13 protein-coding genes are annotated in these 14,939 nt (G+C 61.8%); 11 read left to right on the forward strand and 2 right to left on the reverse strand.

What is annotated here, in order from left to right:
- Positions 1–200: 200 nt before the first annotated feature.
- The 7 genes from zwf to D7S89_RS06780 all read left to right on the forward strand — a co-directional run bounded on the left by zwf (position 201) and on the right by D7S89_RS06780 (position 9,388).
- Positions 201–1,661: a glucose-6-phosphate dehydrogenase gene (zwf, locus tag D7S89_RS06750; protein ID WP_121276841.1), complete on the forward strand. Its 1,461-nt coding sequence runs from the start codon at positions 201–203 to the stop codon at positions 1,659–1,661.
- Positions 1,662–1,745: 84 nt separating this feature from the next.
- The gene (gene pgl / locus D7S89_RS06755) at positions 1,746–2,441 is read left to right on the forward strand and encodes a 6-phosphogluconolactonase (protein WP_121276843.1); all 696 of its coding nucleotides are present in this window, start codon (positions 1,746–1,748) and stop codon (positions 2,439–2,441) included.
- Positions 2,419–4,347, forward strand: a complete 1,929-nt coding sequence (locus D7S89_RS06760; protein WP_121276845.1) for a bifunctional transcriptional regulator/glucokinase — start codon at positions 2,419–2,421, stop codon at positions 4,345–4,347. The genes pgl and D7S89_RS06760 overlap by 23 nt, the downstream gene beginning before the upstream one ends.
- Before the next feature lie 563 nt (positions 4,348–4,910).
- On the forward strand, positions 4,911–6,062 hold the full coding sequence (locus tag D7S89_RS06765; RefSeq protein ID WP_121276847.1) for a porin: 1,152 nt from the start codon (positions 4,911–4,913) through the stop codon (positions 6,060–6,062).
- Between the two features lie 255 nt (positions 6,063–6,317).
- A complete protein-coding gene (hemL, locus tag D7S89_RS06770) occupies positions 6,318–7,601 on the forward strand; it encodes a glutamate-1-semialdehyde 2,1-aminomutase (protein WP_121276849.1) in 1,284 nt (427 codons plus the stop codon).
- 10 nt (positions 7,602–7,611) lie between these two features.
- The gene (gene ribD, locus D7S89_RS06775) at positions 7,612–8,733 is read left to right on the forward strand and encodes a bifunctional diaminohydroxyphosphoribosylaminopyrimidine deaminase/5-amino-6-(5-phosphoribosylamino)uracil reductase RibD (RefSeq protein ID WP_121277332.1); all 1,122 of its coding nucleotides are present in this window, start codon (positions 7,612–7,614) and stop codon (positions 8,731–8,733) included.
- A 19-nt stretch (positions 8,734–8,752) separates the two neighbouring features.
- The gene (locus D7S89_RS06780; RefSeq protein ID WP_121276851.1) at positions 8,753–9,388 is read left to right on the forward strand and encodes a riboflavin synthase; all 636 of its coding nucleotides are present in this window, start codon (positions 8,753–8,755) and stop codon (positions 9,386–9,388) included.
- Positions 9,389–9,751: 363 nt separating this feature from the next.
- Here D7S89_RS06780 and D7S89_RS06785 read toward each other — a convergent pair whose 3' ends face one another.
- A complete protein-coding gene (locus D7S89_RS06785) occupies positions 9,752–10,234 on the reverse strand; it encodes a hypothetical protein (protein ID WP_121276853.1) in 483 nt (160 codons plus the stop codon).
- Between the two features lie 323 nt (positions 10,235–10,557).
- On the opposite strand from D7S89_RS06785, the gene D7S89_RS27125 reads away from it, so the two are divergent.
- From D7S89_RS27125 to D7S89_RS06795, 4 genes are read left to right on the forward strand one after another with little or no spacing between them, the layout of a single operon-like run.
- Positions 10,558–11,382 carry an Nmad3 family putative nucleotide modification protein gene (locus D7S89_RS27125; RefSeq protein WP_147426603.1) on the forward strand — a complete coding sequence of 275 codons (825 nt, stop codon included), beginning with the start codon at positions 10,558–10,560 and terminating at the stop codon, positions 11,380–11,382.
- On the forward strand, positions 11,379–11,936 hold the full coding sequence (locus D7S89_RS27130; protein WP_147426604.1) for an Nmad2 family putative nucleotide modification protein: 558 nt from the start codon (positions 11,379–11,381) through the stop codon (positions 11,934–11,936). Before D7S89_RS27125 ends, D7S89_RS27130 begins: the two co-directional genes overlap by 4 nt.
- A gap of 25 nt (positions 11,937–11,961) precedes the next feature.
- A complete protein-coding gene (locus D7S89_RS06790) occupies positions 11,962–12,930 on the forward strand; it encodes a hypothetical protein (RefSeq protein ID WP_121276855.1) in 969 nt (322 codons plus the stop codon).
- Between the two features lie 23 nt (positions 12,931–12,953).
- Positions 12,954–13,832 (forward strand): AbiJ-NTD4 domain-containing protein, encoded by an 879-nt coding sequence (locus D7S89_RS06795; protein WP_121276857.1) that lies wholly within the window; start codon positions 12,954–12,956, stop codon positions 13,830–13,832.
- A 312-nt stretch (positions 13,833–14,144) separates the two neighbouring features.
- Here D7S89_RS06795 and D7S89_RS06800 read toward each other — a convergent pair whose 3' ends face one another.
- Positions 14,145–14,912, reverse strand: a complete 768-nt coding sequence (locus D7S89_RS06800) for an ABC transporter ATP-binding protein (RefSeq protein ID WP_121276859.1) — start codon at positions 14,910–14,912, stop codon at positions 14,145–14,147.
- Between the last annotated feature and the right edge of the window lie 27 nt (positions 14,913–14,939).

Genomic DNA, 14,939 nt, shown 5'->3' on the forward strand with positions numbered 1-14,939 from the left:
GTGGATGCATTGCGCGCCGCGTTGTTTCGGCGCAAGCGCCGTGCCGCTGCTCGCGGCCACACGCTTTTTGCACTGAATCAACGCTACCTCTTGATTTGGATTGTAGTTAAACTACAATTCAGTGTCAAAAATATTTTTATCGCGCTACACGCTTGAACGCCGCACCTCTCTAGCAACCCTCGACCTTCGGCTCACGACTCATGCAAATCGACTCAGGCTTCACCTTCGTCCTCTTCGGCGGAACCGGCGATCTGTCGATGCGAAAGATCCTTCCGGCCCTGTATGAAGCCCACCGTGCGGGCATGCTGTCCGAGCACGGCAAGATCGTCGCGGTCGCGCGCCACGCGGCCGATCGCGACGGCTACATCGAGTGGGTCAACGGCAACGTCAAGGGCCATGTCGCCAAGAACGGCTTCGACGAAAACGTGTGGCAACGCTTCCTCGAGCGCATCTCTTACGTGAAGCTCGACCTCGGCAAGCCCGAGGATTTCGTGCTGTTGCGCGACGCGCTCGAAGGCCATGTCGGCACGCGCGTGTTCTATCTCGCGACGGGGCCGTCGCTGTTCGTGCCGATCTGCCGCGCGCTCGCGTCGGTGGGCTTGAACCAGCACGCGCGCATCGTGCTTGAGAAGCCGCTCGGCTACGATCTGCACTCGTCCAACGCGATCAACGACGCGGTCGGCGAGATCTTCGCGGAAGATCAGATCTATCGGATCGATCACTACCTCGGCAAGGAGCCCGTGCAGAACCTGCTCGCGCTGCGCTTCGGCAACGCGCTGTTCGAGCCGCTGTGGCGCCGCGAGTGGGTGGAAAGCATTCAGATCACGATCGCCGAGGAACTCGGTGTCGAAGGCCGCGGCGATTTCTACGACAACACGGGTGCGCTGCGCGACATGGTGCAGAACCACCTGCTGCAGTTGCTCTCGATCGTCGCGATGGAGCCGCCGCACTCGATGGATTCGGACTCCGTGCGCGACGAGAAGCTGCGCGTGCTGCGCTCGCTCAAGCCCATCGATACGGCCGACATCGGCAAAGTCGCCGTGCGCGGCCAGTACCACGCGGGCGTGATCAAAGGCGCCGCGGTCCCGGCCTACGCCACCGAGCATGGCGTGAAGTCGCAGAGCACGACCGAGACATTCGTCGCACTGAAGGTCGAGATCGAGAACTGGCGCTGGTCGGGCGTGCCGTTCTTCCTGCGCACGGGCAAGCGGCTCGCTGAGCGAGTGGCAGAGATCGTCGTCAACTTCCGCCCCGTGCCGCATTCGGCGCTCGGTGCGCCGGCACTGCGCCCGGGTGCGAATCGGCTCGTGATCCGCCTGCAGCCGAACGAGTCGATCCGTCTGTACTGCCTCGCCAAGCAGCCCGGCGAAGGCATGAACCTAGCCAGCGTGCACCTCGATCTCGCGTTCGACCAGTTCTTCAAGGAAGGCCAGATGGAGGCGTATCAGCGCCTGCTGCTCGACGTGATCAACGGCCGTCTTGCCCTGTTCGTGCGGCGCGACGAGCAAGAGGCGGCCTGGCGCTGGGTGGAGCCAATCCTCAACGAATGGGTGCAGTCGAACAAGCCGCCCAAGCCGTACGCATCGGGCACCTGGGGGCCGGCCGCGGCGAGCGCGATGCTCGCGCAGCACGGCACTTGCTGGCTCGAAGAAGAGAACTGACGTCGACGAGGCAAACTTCCGGTGCGCGACGCGCACCGCGTAGACAAAGTCGAATCGACATACAAAAAGCAGTCTGGAGGAGAAGTGATCGAGCTTCACGCTTTTGACGACCAGTCCGCCCAAACGGGTGCGCTGGCCAAAGCAGTCGGCGACGCGCTCAAGGCGTCGCTGACCGCCACACCTGCCCGCTCCCGCGTCACGCTCGCGGTATCGGGCGGCACGAGCCCCCGTCCGTTCCTGCAAACGCTGGCCGGCGAGCGCACGCTCGACTGGCGCAACGTCGACGTCACGCTCGTCGACGATCGTTGGGTGCCCGACCTCGACGTCGCCAGCAACGCCCGCCTCGTGCGCGAAACGCTGCTGCGCGAGCACGCCGCCGACGCGCGCTTTCTTCCGCTCGTCGATGTGGGCACGACGCTCGAAGCCCACGTCGCCGCGCTGAACGCCGACCCGGCGCGCGCCCTGCCCCATGTCGCCGTACTGGGCATGGGCGAAGACGGCCATACGGCGTCGCTGTTCGCCGATGCGCCCGAGTGGCCGCACATTATCGCGCCGAGCGCGGCCCGGTTCGTCGCCGTGCATCCTGGGCAGGCACCGCATGCCCGCGTGAGTCTGTCGCTGAACGCGCTCGTGCATGTCGAGCGGCTGTTCCTGCTGATCGCCGGCCGCAGCAAGCTCGACGTGCTGAACGCCGCTTGCTCGGCGCCGCAAGAAAACGCCATCTCGAAGCTGGCAAACGACAAGGGAGTCAGACTCGATGTCTACTGGTGTGCAAACTAAAGCAGTTTCGCTTCCCGGCGCACCGCCGCATGCCGACGGCCCGCGCTTGCTCGCCGACATCGGCGGCACGAATGCGCGCTTTGCACTCGAAACGGCGCCCGGGGACATCTCGCAGATTCGCGTCTATCCGTGCGCCGAGTACCCGGGCGTCGAGGACGTGCTGCGCAAGTATCTGAAAGACACGAAGATCGGCCGCGTCAATCACGCGGCGATCGCCATCGCGAACCCGGTCGACGGCGACCAGGTCAGCATGACCAACCACAACTGGACGTTCTCGATCGAGGCGACGCGTCGCTCGCTCGGCTTCGATACGCTGCTCGTCGTCAACGACTTCACGGCGCTCGCCATGGCGCTGCCCGGCCTCACCGATGCGCAGCGCGTGCATATCGGCGGCGGCACGCGGCGCCAGAACAGCGTGATCGGCCTGCTCGGGCCCGGCACGGGCCTGGGCGTCTCAGGTCTGATTCCCGCCGACGACCGCTGGATCGCACTCGGCAGCGAAGGCGGCCACGCCACGTTCGCTCCGGCGGACGAGCGCGAGGATCTGGTGCTGCACTATGCGCGCAAGAAGTGGTCGCACGTGTCGTTCGAGCGTGTCGCGGCCGGCCCCGGTATCGAGCTCATCTATCGCGCACTGGCCGCCCGCGACAAGAAACGCGTGCCCGCCTCGCTCGATCCGGCCGATGTCGTCACGCGCGCCCTGGCCGGCGAGCCGCTCGCCGCAGAAGCGGTCGACTGCTTCTGCGGCATTCTCGGCACGTTCGCGGGCAACATCGCCGTCACGCTTGGCGCGCTCGGTGGCATCTATATCGGCGGCGGTGTGGTGCCCAAGCTCGGCGAGTTCTTCGCCCGGTCGTCGTTCCGCCAGCGCTTCGAGGCGAAGGGGCGCTTCGAAGCCTATCTCGCCAACGTACCGACCTACGTCATCACGGCCGACTATCCGGCATTCCTCGGCGTGTCGGCAATCCTGGCCGAACAGCTGTCGAACCGCACGGGCGCAAGCGGCTCGGCCGTCTTCGAACGCATCCGCCAGATGCGCGACGCGCTGACGCCGGCCGAGCGCCGCGTAGCCGATCTCGCACTGAACCACCCGCGTTCGATCATCAGCGATCCGATCGTCGACATCGCGCGCAAAGCCGATGTGAGCCAGCCCACGGTGATTCGCTTCTGCCGCTCGCTCGGCTGCCAGGGCTTGTCCGATTTCAAGCTCAAGCTGGCCACGGGCCTCACGGGCACGATTCCGGTCAGCCACAGCCAGGTTCACCTTGGCGACACGGCGACCGACTTCGGCGCGAAGGTGCTCGACAATACGGTGTCGGCGATCCTGCAGTTGCGCGAGCATCTGAACTTCGAGCACGTCGAGCGTGCGATCGACCTGCTCAACGGCGCGCGCCGCATCGAGTTCTACGGGCTCGGCAACTCGAACATCGTCGCGCAGGACGCGCACTACAAGTTCTTTCGCTTCGGCATCCCGACGATCGCCTACGGCGACCTCTATATGCAGGCCGCCTCGGCCGCACTGCTCGGCAAGGGCGACGTCATCGTCGCGGTGTCGAAGTCAGGCCGCGCGCCGGAACTGCTACGCGTGCTCGACGTCGCCATGCAGGCCGGCGCGCAGGTAATCGCGATCACCTCGAGCAACACGCCGCTCGCCAAGCGGGCGACGGTGGCGCTCGAGACCGATCACATCGAGATTCGCGAGTCGCAGTTGTCGATGATTTCACGCATCCTGCATCTCGTGATGATCGACATTCTGGCGGTGGGCGTTGCAATTCGCCGGGCCGCGCCCAGTACGGACGTGACCAAGGCGGTTGCCAAGGCACGCTCGACGAGTACCGACGACGCGGTCGCCGTGCTCGATTGGCTCAGCCATGGCGCGGGCGCCCCCTCCTCGGCCACCGACTAGCCGAGGGCCACGCCTCAAGCAAACCCTCATACGAAACGCCGCACGCGCGACTACACTGACCTTGCCGACGTTCGCCACGATCGCCGGCTTTTCATCGAATTTGGACCCGCCCGGACACCGCGCGGGTCTTTTTTTGTCCATCCACTTCGCATATCGAACTATTCGGAATGCTTGCGGCCACCGGTGGTGGCGCCTCGGAGCGGGCAGCCGGTAGCAACGCTTCGCCTATTGTTGCGACGTATTCGCAACAATGGGGCCAGCCTGACCGTTGCGCGCCAGCAACATATCAAATCGTTAATTAAATACTCACAGTCGTGGGAAGGACCAGCTGGCGTGGATTTGGCGATAGCTCCAGGTGAAAAAGTCCGTTTCAAAAATCGCAACAATTTCCGGCAAGTAGTGTTTCCACTAATGAGGCGCGGGCTTTCGGATGCCTAGTATCGGCAGGACTGCTTGGACTACTCAGCGCAACCTCGTTCGCGAGGCGCGCGTGTCCGCCGCACTCCAACCCTATCCGGGTGCTCAAAACTGCAACTGCCTCTCAACGTCTCGGAGACCATTTGATGAAAAAATCGCTTATCGCCCTCGCAGTGACGAGCGCCATTGCAGCTCCTGCGTTCGCGCAAAACAGCGTGACGCTGTACGGGATCATCGATGTAGGTATCACGTACAACAACAACGCTGGCGGCCACGCTCAGTGGCTGGCACAAGACGGCATCGTCCAAGGTAGCCGCTGGGGCCTGAAGGGCGCCGAAGACCTGGGTGGCGGCACGAAGGCCATCTTCCAGTTGGAAAATGGTTTCCACCCGTTCAACGGCAAGCTGGGTCAAGGCGGCCTCGAGTTCGGCCGTCAAGCCTACGTCGGTCTGACGAACAACCAGTTTGGTACCCTGACCCTCGGCCGTCAATACGACCCGGTGGTCGACAACGCACAGCCGACGACCTTCAACGGTCAATGGGGCGCACTGTTCTCGCACCCGGCCGATATCGACAACACGGATAACGGCTTCCGCGTCAACAATGCGGTCAAGTACGTGTCGCCGCGCTTCGTCGGTCTCCAGGGCGAGGCCTTCTACGCGTTCGGCGGCCAAGCTGGCCAATTCAGCAACAAGAGCACGATCGGCGCCGGCCTGAACTACTCGGCCGGTCCGCTGTACATCGGCGCGGGCTATTTCTACGCGAAGAACCCTGCCGCTCAGTTCGCCGACGGCAACTTCTACGGCGGCGGCAACCAAAACCCGGCCGCTGTCTCGCCGACCAGCGGTATCTGGGGCCTCGTCGGTGCGCCGCAGAACATGCAAGTCATCAGCGCGGGCGCCAACTACACGCTCGGTCCGGTCTTGTTCGGCGGCAACTTCACGAACGTGAAGTTTGACAATGCGAACAACTCGGGCAGCTCGGTGTGGTTCAACAGCTATGAACTCTGGGGCCAATACAGCCTGACCCCGGCAGCAACGCTGGGTGCCGGCTACACGTTCACGGACGGCAAGGTCGACTCGACGGGTCAGCGTCCGAAGTATGGTCAGCTCAACGCGATCGCCGACTACGCTCTGTCGAAGCGCACCGACGTCTACGTGATGGGTATTTACCAGCACGCGATGTCCGGTGGTGTGACGGCCGACATCTACGCACCGGTCTTCGGCTCGAACGGCAACGGCGCAAGCACGACGTCGAACCAGGTCGTCGCTCGCATCGGCATGCGCCACAAGTTCTAAATCGCAGCACATACGCATGGTTGCCGCGGGCTTACGCCTGCGGCGCCACGCCGCAGTACCTTCGAAGCGCCGCTTTTGCGGCGCTTTTTTCTTTTCAGCCCCGCCCGGCGAGCCCCAGCCCGCATCGCCTATGCCGTTTGGCCAGCCGGCTTGCGAAGCGTTGGTCCGGTACAATTGCCGCATTGCATCGGACGCGCTCGCGCCCGCCTCTTCAACCGCCTCACAGCGGACTGCCCATTGAAGCCAGCTGATCCCATGTCCACGAATCAAGCCTTGTTCGAACGTGCCCGCCGAGTCATTCCCGGCGGTGTGAACTCGCCCGTACGCGCTTTCCGCTCCGTCGGCGGCACCCCGCCCTTCATCGCCCGCGCTCAAGGGCCCTACTTCTGGGACGCCGAGGGTGTTCGCTATATCGACTACATCGGCTCCTGGGGTCCGATGATCGTCGGCCACGTGCACCCGGAAGTGCTCGAAGCGGTGCAACGCGTGCTCGTGAACGGCTTCTCGTTCGGCGCACCGACCGAAGCCGAGATCGAGATTGCCGAGGAAATCGCCAAGCTGATGCCGACGATGCAGCAAGTGCGGTTCGTCTCGAGCGGCACCGAAGCGACGATGAGCGCGCTGCGCCTCGCGCGCGGGTTCACGAACCGCAGCCGCATCGTCAAGTTCGAGGGCTGCTACCACGGCCACGCCGACAGCCTGCTCGTGAAGGCCGGCTCGGGCCTGCTGACCTTCGGCAACCCGACCTCGGCCGGCGTACCGGCCGACATCGCCAAGCACACGACCGTGCTCGAGTACAACAACGCCGCGGCGCTCGAGGAGGCCTTCGGCGCGTTCGGGGACGAAATCGCAGCCGTCATCGTCGAGCCTGTCGCCGGCAATATGAATCTCGTGCGCGGCAACCCTGAATTCCTGAAGACGCTCCGCGCGCTGTGCACGAAGCATGGCGCCGTGCTGATCTTCGACGAAGTGATGTGTGGCTTTCGCGTGGCGCTCGGCGGCGCGCAGGCGCTGTACGGCATCGAGCCCGATCTCACGTGCCTCGGCAAGGTCATCGGCGGCGGCATGCCTGCTGCCGCATTCGGCGGCCGCCGCGACATCATGGCCCATCTCGCGCCCGAAGGTGGCGTCTATCAGGCGGGGACGTTGTCGGGCAACCCGATCGCCGTCGCGGCCGGCTTGAAGACGCTCGAGTTGATCCAGGCACCGGGCTTCTACGAGCGCCTGTCGGCACAAACGGCGCGTCTGACGAACGGTCTGGCCGCTTGCGCCCGCGACGCGCGTGTGCCGTTCAGCGCCGACGCCATCGGCGGCATGTTCGGCCTCTACTTCAACGAAACGGTGCCCGCGAGCTTCGCGGACGTGTCACGCAGCGACATCCCGCGCTTCAACACGTTCTTCCACAAGATGCTCGATGCGGGCGTCTACTTCGCGCCGTCGGCCTACGAGGCTGGGTTCGTCTCGAGCGCGCACGACGACGCCGTCATCGATGCAACACTGGCCGCTGCCCGCGATGCGTTCGCGGCGCTGGCCGCATAACGCGACGACGATGTTCTCGGAAGCCGACTTCACTCACATGCAACGCGCGCTCGCTCTGGCGGCGCGCGGCATGTACACGACGACGCCGAATCCGCGCGTCGGCTGCGTGCTGATCAAGGACGACGTAACGATCGGCGAAGGCTTCACGCAGCCGGCTGGCCAGGATCACGCCGAAGTACAAGCGCTCAAGGATGCGCGCCGGCGCGGTTTTGATCCGCGCGGCGCGACTGCCTATGTGACGTTAGAGCCGTGCAGCCATTTCGGCCGCACCCCGCCGTGCGCGCACGCGCTGATCGACGCGCAGGTCAAACGCGTGATCGCGGCGATGGAAGACCCGAATCCGCAGGTGTCGGGGCGCGGCCTCGCGATGCTGCGCGATGCCGGTATCGACGTGCGTTGCGGCCTGCTCGCGAACGAAGCGCGCGAACTCAACATCGGTTTCGTCTCGCGCATGACGCGCGCCCGGCCGTGGGTGCGCATGAAAATCGCGGGCTCGCTCGACGGGCGTACCGCCCTGCCCTCGGGCGAAAGCCAATGGATCACCGGTGCCGCGGCACGAGCCGACGGCCACGCGTGGCGCGCCCGCGCATGCGCGATCCTGACCGGCATCGGCACGGTACGCGAAGACGACCCGCAGCTGACTGTACGCGAAGTGGAGACCCCGCGTCAGCCGCTGCGCGTGCTCATCGACAGCCGCCTCGAGGTGCCGCTGACGGCCAAGCTGCTCGAAGGCGCCCCGCCGCTCGTGTTCTGCGCGCGAATCGACGACACCAATGCCGCGCGTGCCGAAGCCCTCGCCGCCCGTGGCGTCGAGATCGTCGAGCTCGCCAACGAACGCGGCAAGGTCGATCTGGCCGCGATGCTCAAGACGCTCGGCGCGCGCGGCATTAACGAACTGCACGTCGAGGCGGGCCACAAGCTGAACGGCTCGCTGCTGCGCGAAGGCTGCGTCGACGAGTTGCTCGTCTATCTGGCGCCGAGCCTGCTCGGTGCCAATTCGGCCGGCATGTTCGACCTGCCCGCGCCGGCCGCGCTCGAAGCGCGCACGCAGCTGACATTTCATGCGATCGAGCGCATCGGCGATGATTTGCGCATTCTTGCGCGCCTGCAACAGCAGGCCGCGCATACCTGAACGAATAAGGAGAGAACGGATGTTCACAGGCATCGTCGCGGCGGTCGGCCGCATCGAAACGGTTGAGCCCATCGGCACCGACGCACAGGCCGGCGTGCGCCTGACCGTCCAAGCAGGCGCGCTCGAATTGGGCGACGTCGCGATCGGCGACAGCATCGCGATTCAAGGCGCGTGCATGACGGTCATCGCCAAAACGACGCAGACGTTCGATGTCGACGTCTCACGCGAAAGCCTCAACTGTACGGTCGGACTCGGTGCGCCTGGCGAGGTCAACCTCGAAAAAGCGCTGACCGCGCACGAGCGGCTCGGCGGCCACATCGTGTCGGGCCACGTCGACGGCCTCGGCACCGTCACACGGATGACGCCGGTCGGCGAATCGCACGAGTTGCGCGTGCTCGCGCCGCGCGAGATCGGCCGCTATCTGGCCTACAAAGGCTCGATCACCGTCAACGGCGTGAGCCTGACCGTCAACAGCGTCGAGGACCGTGCCGACGGCACCGAGTTTTCGATCAACCTGATCCCGCATACGGTCGAAGTCACGACGCTGCGGCATGTGAAGGCCGGCGCTCAGGTCAATCTCGAAGTCGATCTGATTGCGCGGTATGTGGAGCGGATGCTCAGTGCGTCTCAGGACGGCCATAAGTCATTGAAATGATTGAATTTTTCAAGAGTTTCAGTCTACCGTCGTTTCAATTAAAAGTCACTGCATCTACAATTTTGTGACGGTATTTCTGACGGTATACGGCCGCTTTCTGCGGTTCGTATACCGTCACGCCTCCAGAATTAGGCCACATGAACGTACCCCAATTGACTACCTGCCGCGCCAGTATTGGGATCGGTGGCGATCGTCGAAGGCCGCTCCAGAGCCCTTAGTGCGGTGTCACGCCATTTTCTGGGCCTGAGCGTTTGATACGACACCCATGATCCCCGCCGCCCTTACTCAAGGCCATGGATTACCGAGTCAGGGAGGGGCGGCGATTGGGCGCATACAAAACCTACGGGATATCTGAAAAGGGGCTCATTTTTCGCAGGCACAACGGACGGCTGAGACTATGAAGTTGGTTCGCACGCGGTCAGTCGGTTTACACCATGGTGCAGGATCGAGCGCATATTCGATCGTCGTTCCGGAGGCGTGCGACGCCTTTGCGCGGTGAAACAGGATGTGCCGACCGACTTCCATATCGGCGCTGTAGTCGACTAGAAGCAAAGCGACGTCGGGAATGTCCGCCACGCGGCCAACTTCCTTGTAGACGGTCGCAACGAGTCCAAGCTGGGCGAGCAGCGCAGCGATTTGAGCTTCGCCGAGGTAGTACGGCCCCCGTGCAGGATGCTTCGTCTTGGCGACCGCAATCTCCCTCACCTCCTCGATCGTCTTGCCCGCGAGCATCGCGGCGCACGCAAAGACATCGTCGAAGTCGTTGGTCTGCGCAACGAACGGGAACGCAGGAGCGACGGTCGTCGGTGTGCTCTCGACTGTGGTTGGAATTGTGATAGCAGGCATGGAAGCTCCGGAAAACGCGAAAAAGAAGCGCGCACCAACGCCTGCCTGGCGGCATCGGACATTTCGGGCAGATCAGAGGGGAAAATTCGAAGCGAAATCCGGCCAATCTCCGGCGGATTTGCTCAGGCGTGCGCTGCGGCGCGAGCGGTGAGCCGAAACCCGGTTTTTGGTCGGTTTTTCAGCCGTATCGTTATTTTATAAGGGTCACTATCACGCTCTCAACAGCCAAATGACTTTGTTCAGGCTCGCGAAAAACACCGCGTTCGGATACGCTGACACGACAGGCCGGCAATGAAAATATTGGTATTTCCGGGGGAATCGTCGTGAAGATCATCTTCAGCCGAAAGGGGTTTGATGGAACCGCCGGTGGTTGCCCAAGCCCGATTGTCGAAGGCCGCCCGGTCTCCCTACCCATTCCGACGAAAATGCCCTCTCGCACCCGCTATGGGGACTTGAGTGCCCCATACGGCGATCTCGTCACCGATCTCACTCGTGGCCGTCTAACTGCGGAGAACTGGTGCCACCTTGATCCCGACGTTGCCTCAGAGTGCTTGCCGCGCATTGCCGGTTGGCGAGGCGCCCTAGGTCAGGTGTCCTCTGCTCAAGGACATTTAGCGAAACAGAATGTAGGTGCCGGAGATTTATTTATCTTTTGGGGCCTATTTCGACCGGTCGAACATGACGGTCGTTGGAAATTCATCGGCCGGCCAGAACACCGCATTTGGGGATGGCTCCAGGTTGGAGACGTATTCGATCTAGGAACAGATGGAAGCCGCGCAATAGAGCAGCACCCATGGCTTGAAGTACATCCTCACGTCCGACCCGGCTGGAAATCGCCAAATGTCCTCTATCTTGCCGCCGACCAACTGAAGCTTGGCCCGAAGCAATTGCCTCTCAAGGGTTGGGGCACCCTTAAACATGGGTATCGCCTGTCGGCTACCAGTTCGTTACCATCCGTTTGGACCGTCCCAGACTGGCTTCATCCCGGCAAAAGGGGCTGCGGCATGACATACAACCCTCCTGATCGCTGGAAACCAGACGGTTCACTTCAGACCGCCGCGCGAGGTCAAGAGTTTGTTGCGCACCCCATCGATTCATCCAGCATGAGCGACTGGGTTACTTCGGTATTGATGGAGGCAGCATCGTGAACCGGATCTGGCGGTATGTTCTGGCCACTGATGCCGGAATGGCTCCATGCGTCGACAATAGTATGCTGACCCTCTCGTGCTGCAAGCCAGTGATTCGCAAGCACGCCATCCCGGGCGACTGGGTCATTGCGTTTGCCCCTAAGCAATATGGAATTGGGCGAGTTGCATACGTGGGACACATCTCCGAAATACTTTCCCTTGGCGAGTACGAAAGGCGGTTCCGTGGCCGGAGAGATGCCATCTATCGAGCAAAATCGGGGGTAATGGGAGAAGAATTAGTCCCATTGCGGAAGGACTATCACGAAGACGAAAAAAGTCGTGCTCGCGACAGGGGCGGCAAGAATGCGCTGATCTTTGAGCCGTTCTGGTACTGGGGAGGTACGGGAATTCCTGCACGAGGGGAAATCGCCGATCTAGCACACTACTTTGTCGGGCAAACCACGAAATGCTCAACTGACGAGAGGATCGCACAGCTCAAAGAATGGGTGCATATGGTTAGTAAGCCGGGGATCCATGGCCGCCCGCGCACACCACTACCCAGAAAGCGCTGCTAAGTCGCGAACACCGAAGGAGAATAAAATGAACGTAGCCGTCGTGATTGTCGAACAGCTCGATGCCGACGGGGCATTGCGTACTTTCCGCATGCACGCGAAATATGGAGACGCGATCACTGTTGCCTTCGCGGACGAATATGAAGAACCGCGAAGCGGCCCGTTTCATTTCCTTGACGACCGCCATGAGCGACACTTCGCACAGGCATTCGCGGAATGCAAAGTTCGGAAGGTGTCCTCTGCGCGGTTGAGTTGTAACGACGGCGAGTTTCGCTTCCTCACATCGTGGGCTGGCATCCCGACCGAGCGGCAGCGCCTAAGCTACTATGCTTTGTGCCTGCCGCAGGGAGCCGTGCCCACGCGTGTACGTTTCACCGATCCTCGCAGCGGCCGCGAGTTCAAGAAGGCAGTTGTCCGCGATGGACAGCGTGATCGTTTTGTCCTGTATCTTGAGTGCCGTTCATCACACGGAGCCTTCGATTTCGCACTTGAAGTCGCATTCCGGGTGGATCCGGAGATTTTCCCGTCATTCACCTTCGACGATGAGACGACTTCGCCCTACGGTGCACATCTAGATGCGTACGAGTATCTGCTACCACGACATGAGCAGATGGTAGTTCAACAGTTCTTCTCTGAGAGGATTGCCATGGGGGACCAATACAACATTTCTGGTCAAGCTGGTGCTGTCGGACCGAACGCTCAGGCAGCGCACAACACCTTCAACCAAGCCTGCGAACAGGCGGCAGCGGGGATCGATCTTGTTGCTCTCGCCGAGGAACTAGCTTCTCTTCGAGCTTCCATGCGTAAAGAGGCGACCGACGTTGAACATGACCAGGCAATCGCCAGCGTTGGTGCGGCTGAAACGGCCGCAAAGAATCACGACGCAGCCGGTGCAATCGGTCACCTGAAGTCATCAGGCAAGTGGGCGCTCGATGTCGCCGCGAAGATTGGGACTGCTGTTGCTGTCAAGGCAATCGAGAAGGCCATCGCCCTTTGAGCTGGTGAACGCAAGGACCACGCATGAAAAAGCTGTTCACCGAGCGACAGGGCATCATAAAGCCGAGAGTCGCTGAGTCGCTCGACGACACAACGCGCAGCGCACTACTGACACTCATACGCGCACGCATAGACGAAGAATGGTTCGGCCTTGCTTTCCCGGACAAATGCAGCGACGGCTACGCGTATGCCGGGACGGATTTCGACAAGCTGGAGAATACGATAGCCGGCTATGGGCTTTTATCGCCACGGCAGCAGATTGATCCTGACGCCCCGCCAGCTGACGGCGCGATTTTCGACCTAATCGAGTTTTCCTACGAACATGTCGCCGAAGCGCTTGACCCACAGTACCACCAGTACATGAGTCACTCGCACTACACCTATGACCAAGAAAGCGGACGAGAGAAGTTTGCGTCCGACGTGAATCGAATCTTCGAGCGCAATGGCATGGGTTTCGAACTGCTTGACGGCGAAGTGAGTCGCCTCGCCCCGGCCGTCATCGACCAAAGTCTAATCGAGACGCTGTTTCAGACGGGAGACGCGACACTCAATACGCTACTGGAGACAGCTCGCCAGAAGTTCCTGAACCGCGACATCGATGTGCGGCGGGAGGCGCTTGAGAAGCTATGGGACGCCTGGGAACGCCTAAAGACGCTTGAACCCGGCAAGGACAAGAAGGGCAGCACCAGAGCATTACTCGATCGGGTTTCTTCCGAGCCGGAATTCCGAGACCGTCTCGAACAGGAGGCCACTCAACTAACCGCGATCGGGAATAAGTTCATGATCCGGCACACCGAGACAGACAAGGTGCCGATTGTCGAGTCGTCGCAGATCGATTACTTTTTTCATCGTATGTTCGCGCTGATCCGGCTGCTCTTGAAAGAGACGGACCGCGGAGGCTAAATTGCCCAGCCGCAGGCAAGTGAATCAGCACTCTGCCTTGGCGCCATCTACTGGTCGTGATTTGCATCTTCTCGCAATCGTCCAGCAGCGTCTCAGCACAGACACAGCAGCGCGACGGCATTTCTGACGGTATATGCGCCGCTTTTCGCTACCCTGCCTATGTGTCACAAGCGTTTGCCGCCAGATTCAACATAATTGCGCGGTACGTGGAGCGGATGCTCGCCTCGTCCCCGGACGGCTATCAATCTCTGAAGTAGTTCGTTTTCGCGAACGGCATCCGGTCGTTCAGCTACTTTAGGTAGCTGAACGCAACTACTTGAGCCGTCCCGCGAGAAATTGCTGCAACCGCTCGCTGCGAGGATTGACGAGAACCTCAGCGGGCGAGCCCTCTTCTTCGATCTTCCCTTTGTGCAGGAAGATCACATGATTCGACACGTTGCGCGCAAAGCCCATCTCGTGCGTGACCACGATCATGGTGCGCCCCTCTTCCGCCAGCGCTTGCATGACCTTGAGCACTTCGCCGACCAGTTCCGGGTCGAGCGCGGAGGTCGGCTCGTCGAACAACATCACTTCCGGCTCCATTGCCAGCGCGCGGGCGATGGCTACGCGCTGCTGCTGCCCACCGGACAGATGGGAGGGATACTTCCGCTCCATATCGGCCGAGAGTCCCACCTTGGCCAAGTATTTACGTGCGCGCGCCTCTGCTTCTGCGCGGCTCAATCCCAGCACGCTAACCGGGGCCTCGATGACATTTTCGAGTACGGTCATGTGCGCCCACAGGTTGAAATGCTGGAACACCATCGAAAGCCGTGTACGCATCATTTGCAATTGCTTTGCTTCGCTAACCCGCAGGGAACCGTTTCGGTCCCGCATGGTTCTGATTTCTTCTGCGTTCAGCGTGATGCGCCCGGCACAGGGGGATTCGAGGAAATTGATACAACGCAAAAAGGTGCTCTTACCGGAGCCGCTGGACCCGATCAGGCTGATCACGTCACCGGCCTTCGCCTTGAGCGACACCCCCTTCAGCACCTCGTTGTCACCGAACTTCTTATACACGTCATCGACAATCAGCTTGTACATGTTATGTACTCCGTCTTGGCTGCGTGG

The sequence above is a fragment of the Trinickia fusca genome (assembly GCF_003628145.1).
Lineage (GTDB): Bacteria > Pseudomonadota > Gammaproteobacteria > Burkholderiales > Burkholderiaceae > Trinickia > Trinickia fusca.

Coding starts and splice junctions, on each gene's coding strand:
- D7S89_RS06795 (WP_121276857.1), top strand. CDS start 12,954: ATGAAAAAGCTGTTCACCGAGCGACAGGGCATCATAAAGCCGAGAGTC.
- zwf (WP_121276841.1), top strand. CDS start 201: ATGCAAATCGACTCAGGCTTCACCTTCGTCCTCTTCGGCGGAACCGGC.
- D7S89_RS06785 (WP_121276853.1), bottom strand. CDS start 10,234: ATGCCTGCTATCACAATTCCAACCACAGTCGAGAGCACACCGACGACC.
- D7S89_RS06800 (WP_121276859.1), bottom strand. CDS start 14,912: ATGTACAAGCTGATTGTCGATGACGTGTATAAGAAGTTCGGTGACAAC.
- D7S89_RS06790 (WP_121276855.1), top strand. CDS start 11,962: ATGAACGTAGCCGTCGTGATTGTCGAACAGCTCGATGCCGACGGGGCA.
- ribD (WP_121277332.1), top strand. CDS start 7,612: ATGTTCTCGGAAGCCGACTTCACTCACATGCAACGCGCGCTCGCTCTG.
- D7S89_RS06760 (WP_121276845.1), top strand. CDS start 2,419: ATGTCTACTGGTGTGCAAACTAAAGCAGTTTCGCTTCCCGGCGCACCG.
- hemL (WP_121276849.1), top strand. CDS start 6,318: ATGTCCACGAATCAAGCCTTGTTCGAACGTGCCCGCCGAGTCATTCCC.
- D7S89_RS06765 (WP_121276847.1), top strand. CDS start 4,911: ATGAAAAAATCGCTTATCGCCCTCGCAGTGACGAGCGCCATTGCAGCT.
- D7S89_RS06780 (WP_121276851.1), top strand. CDS start 8,753: ATGTTCACAGGCATCGTCGCGGCGGTCGGCCGCATCGAAACGGTTGAG.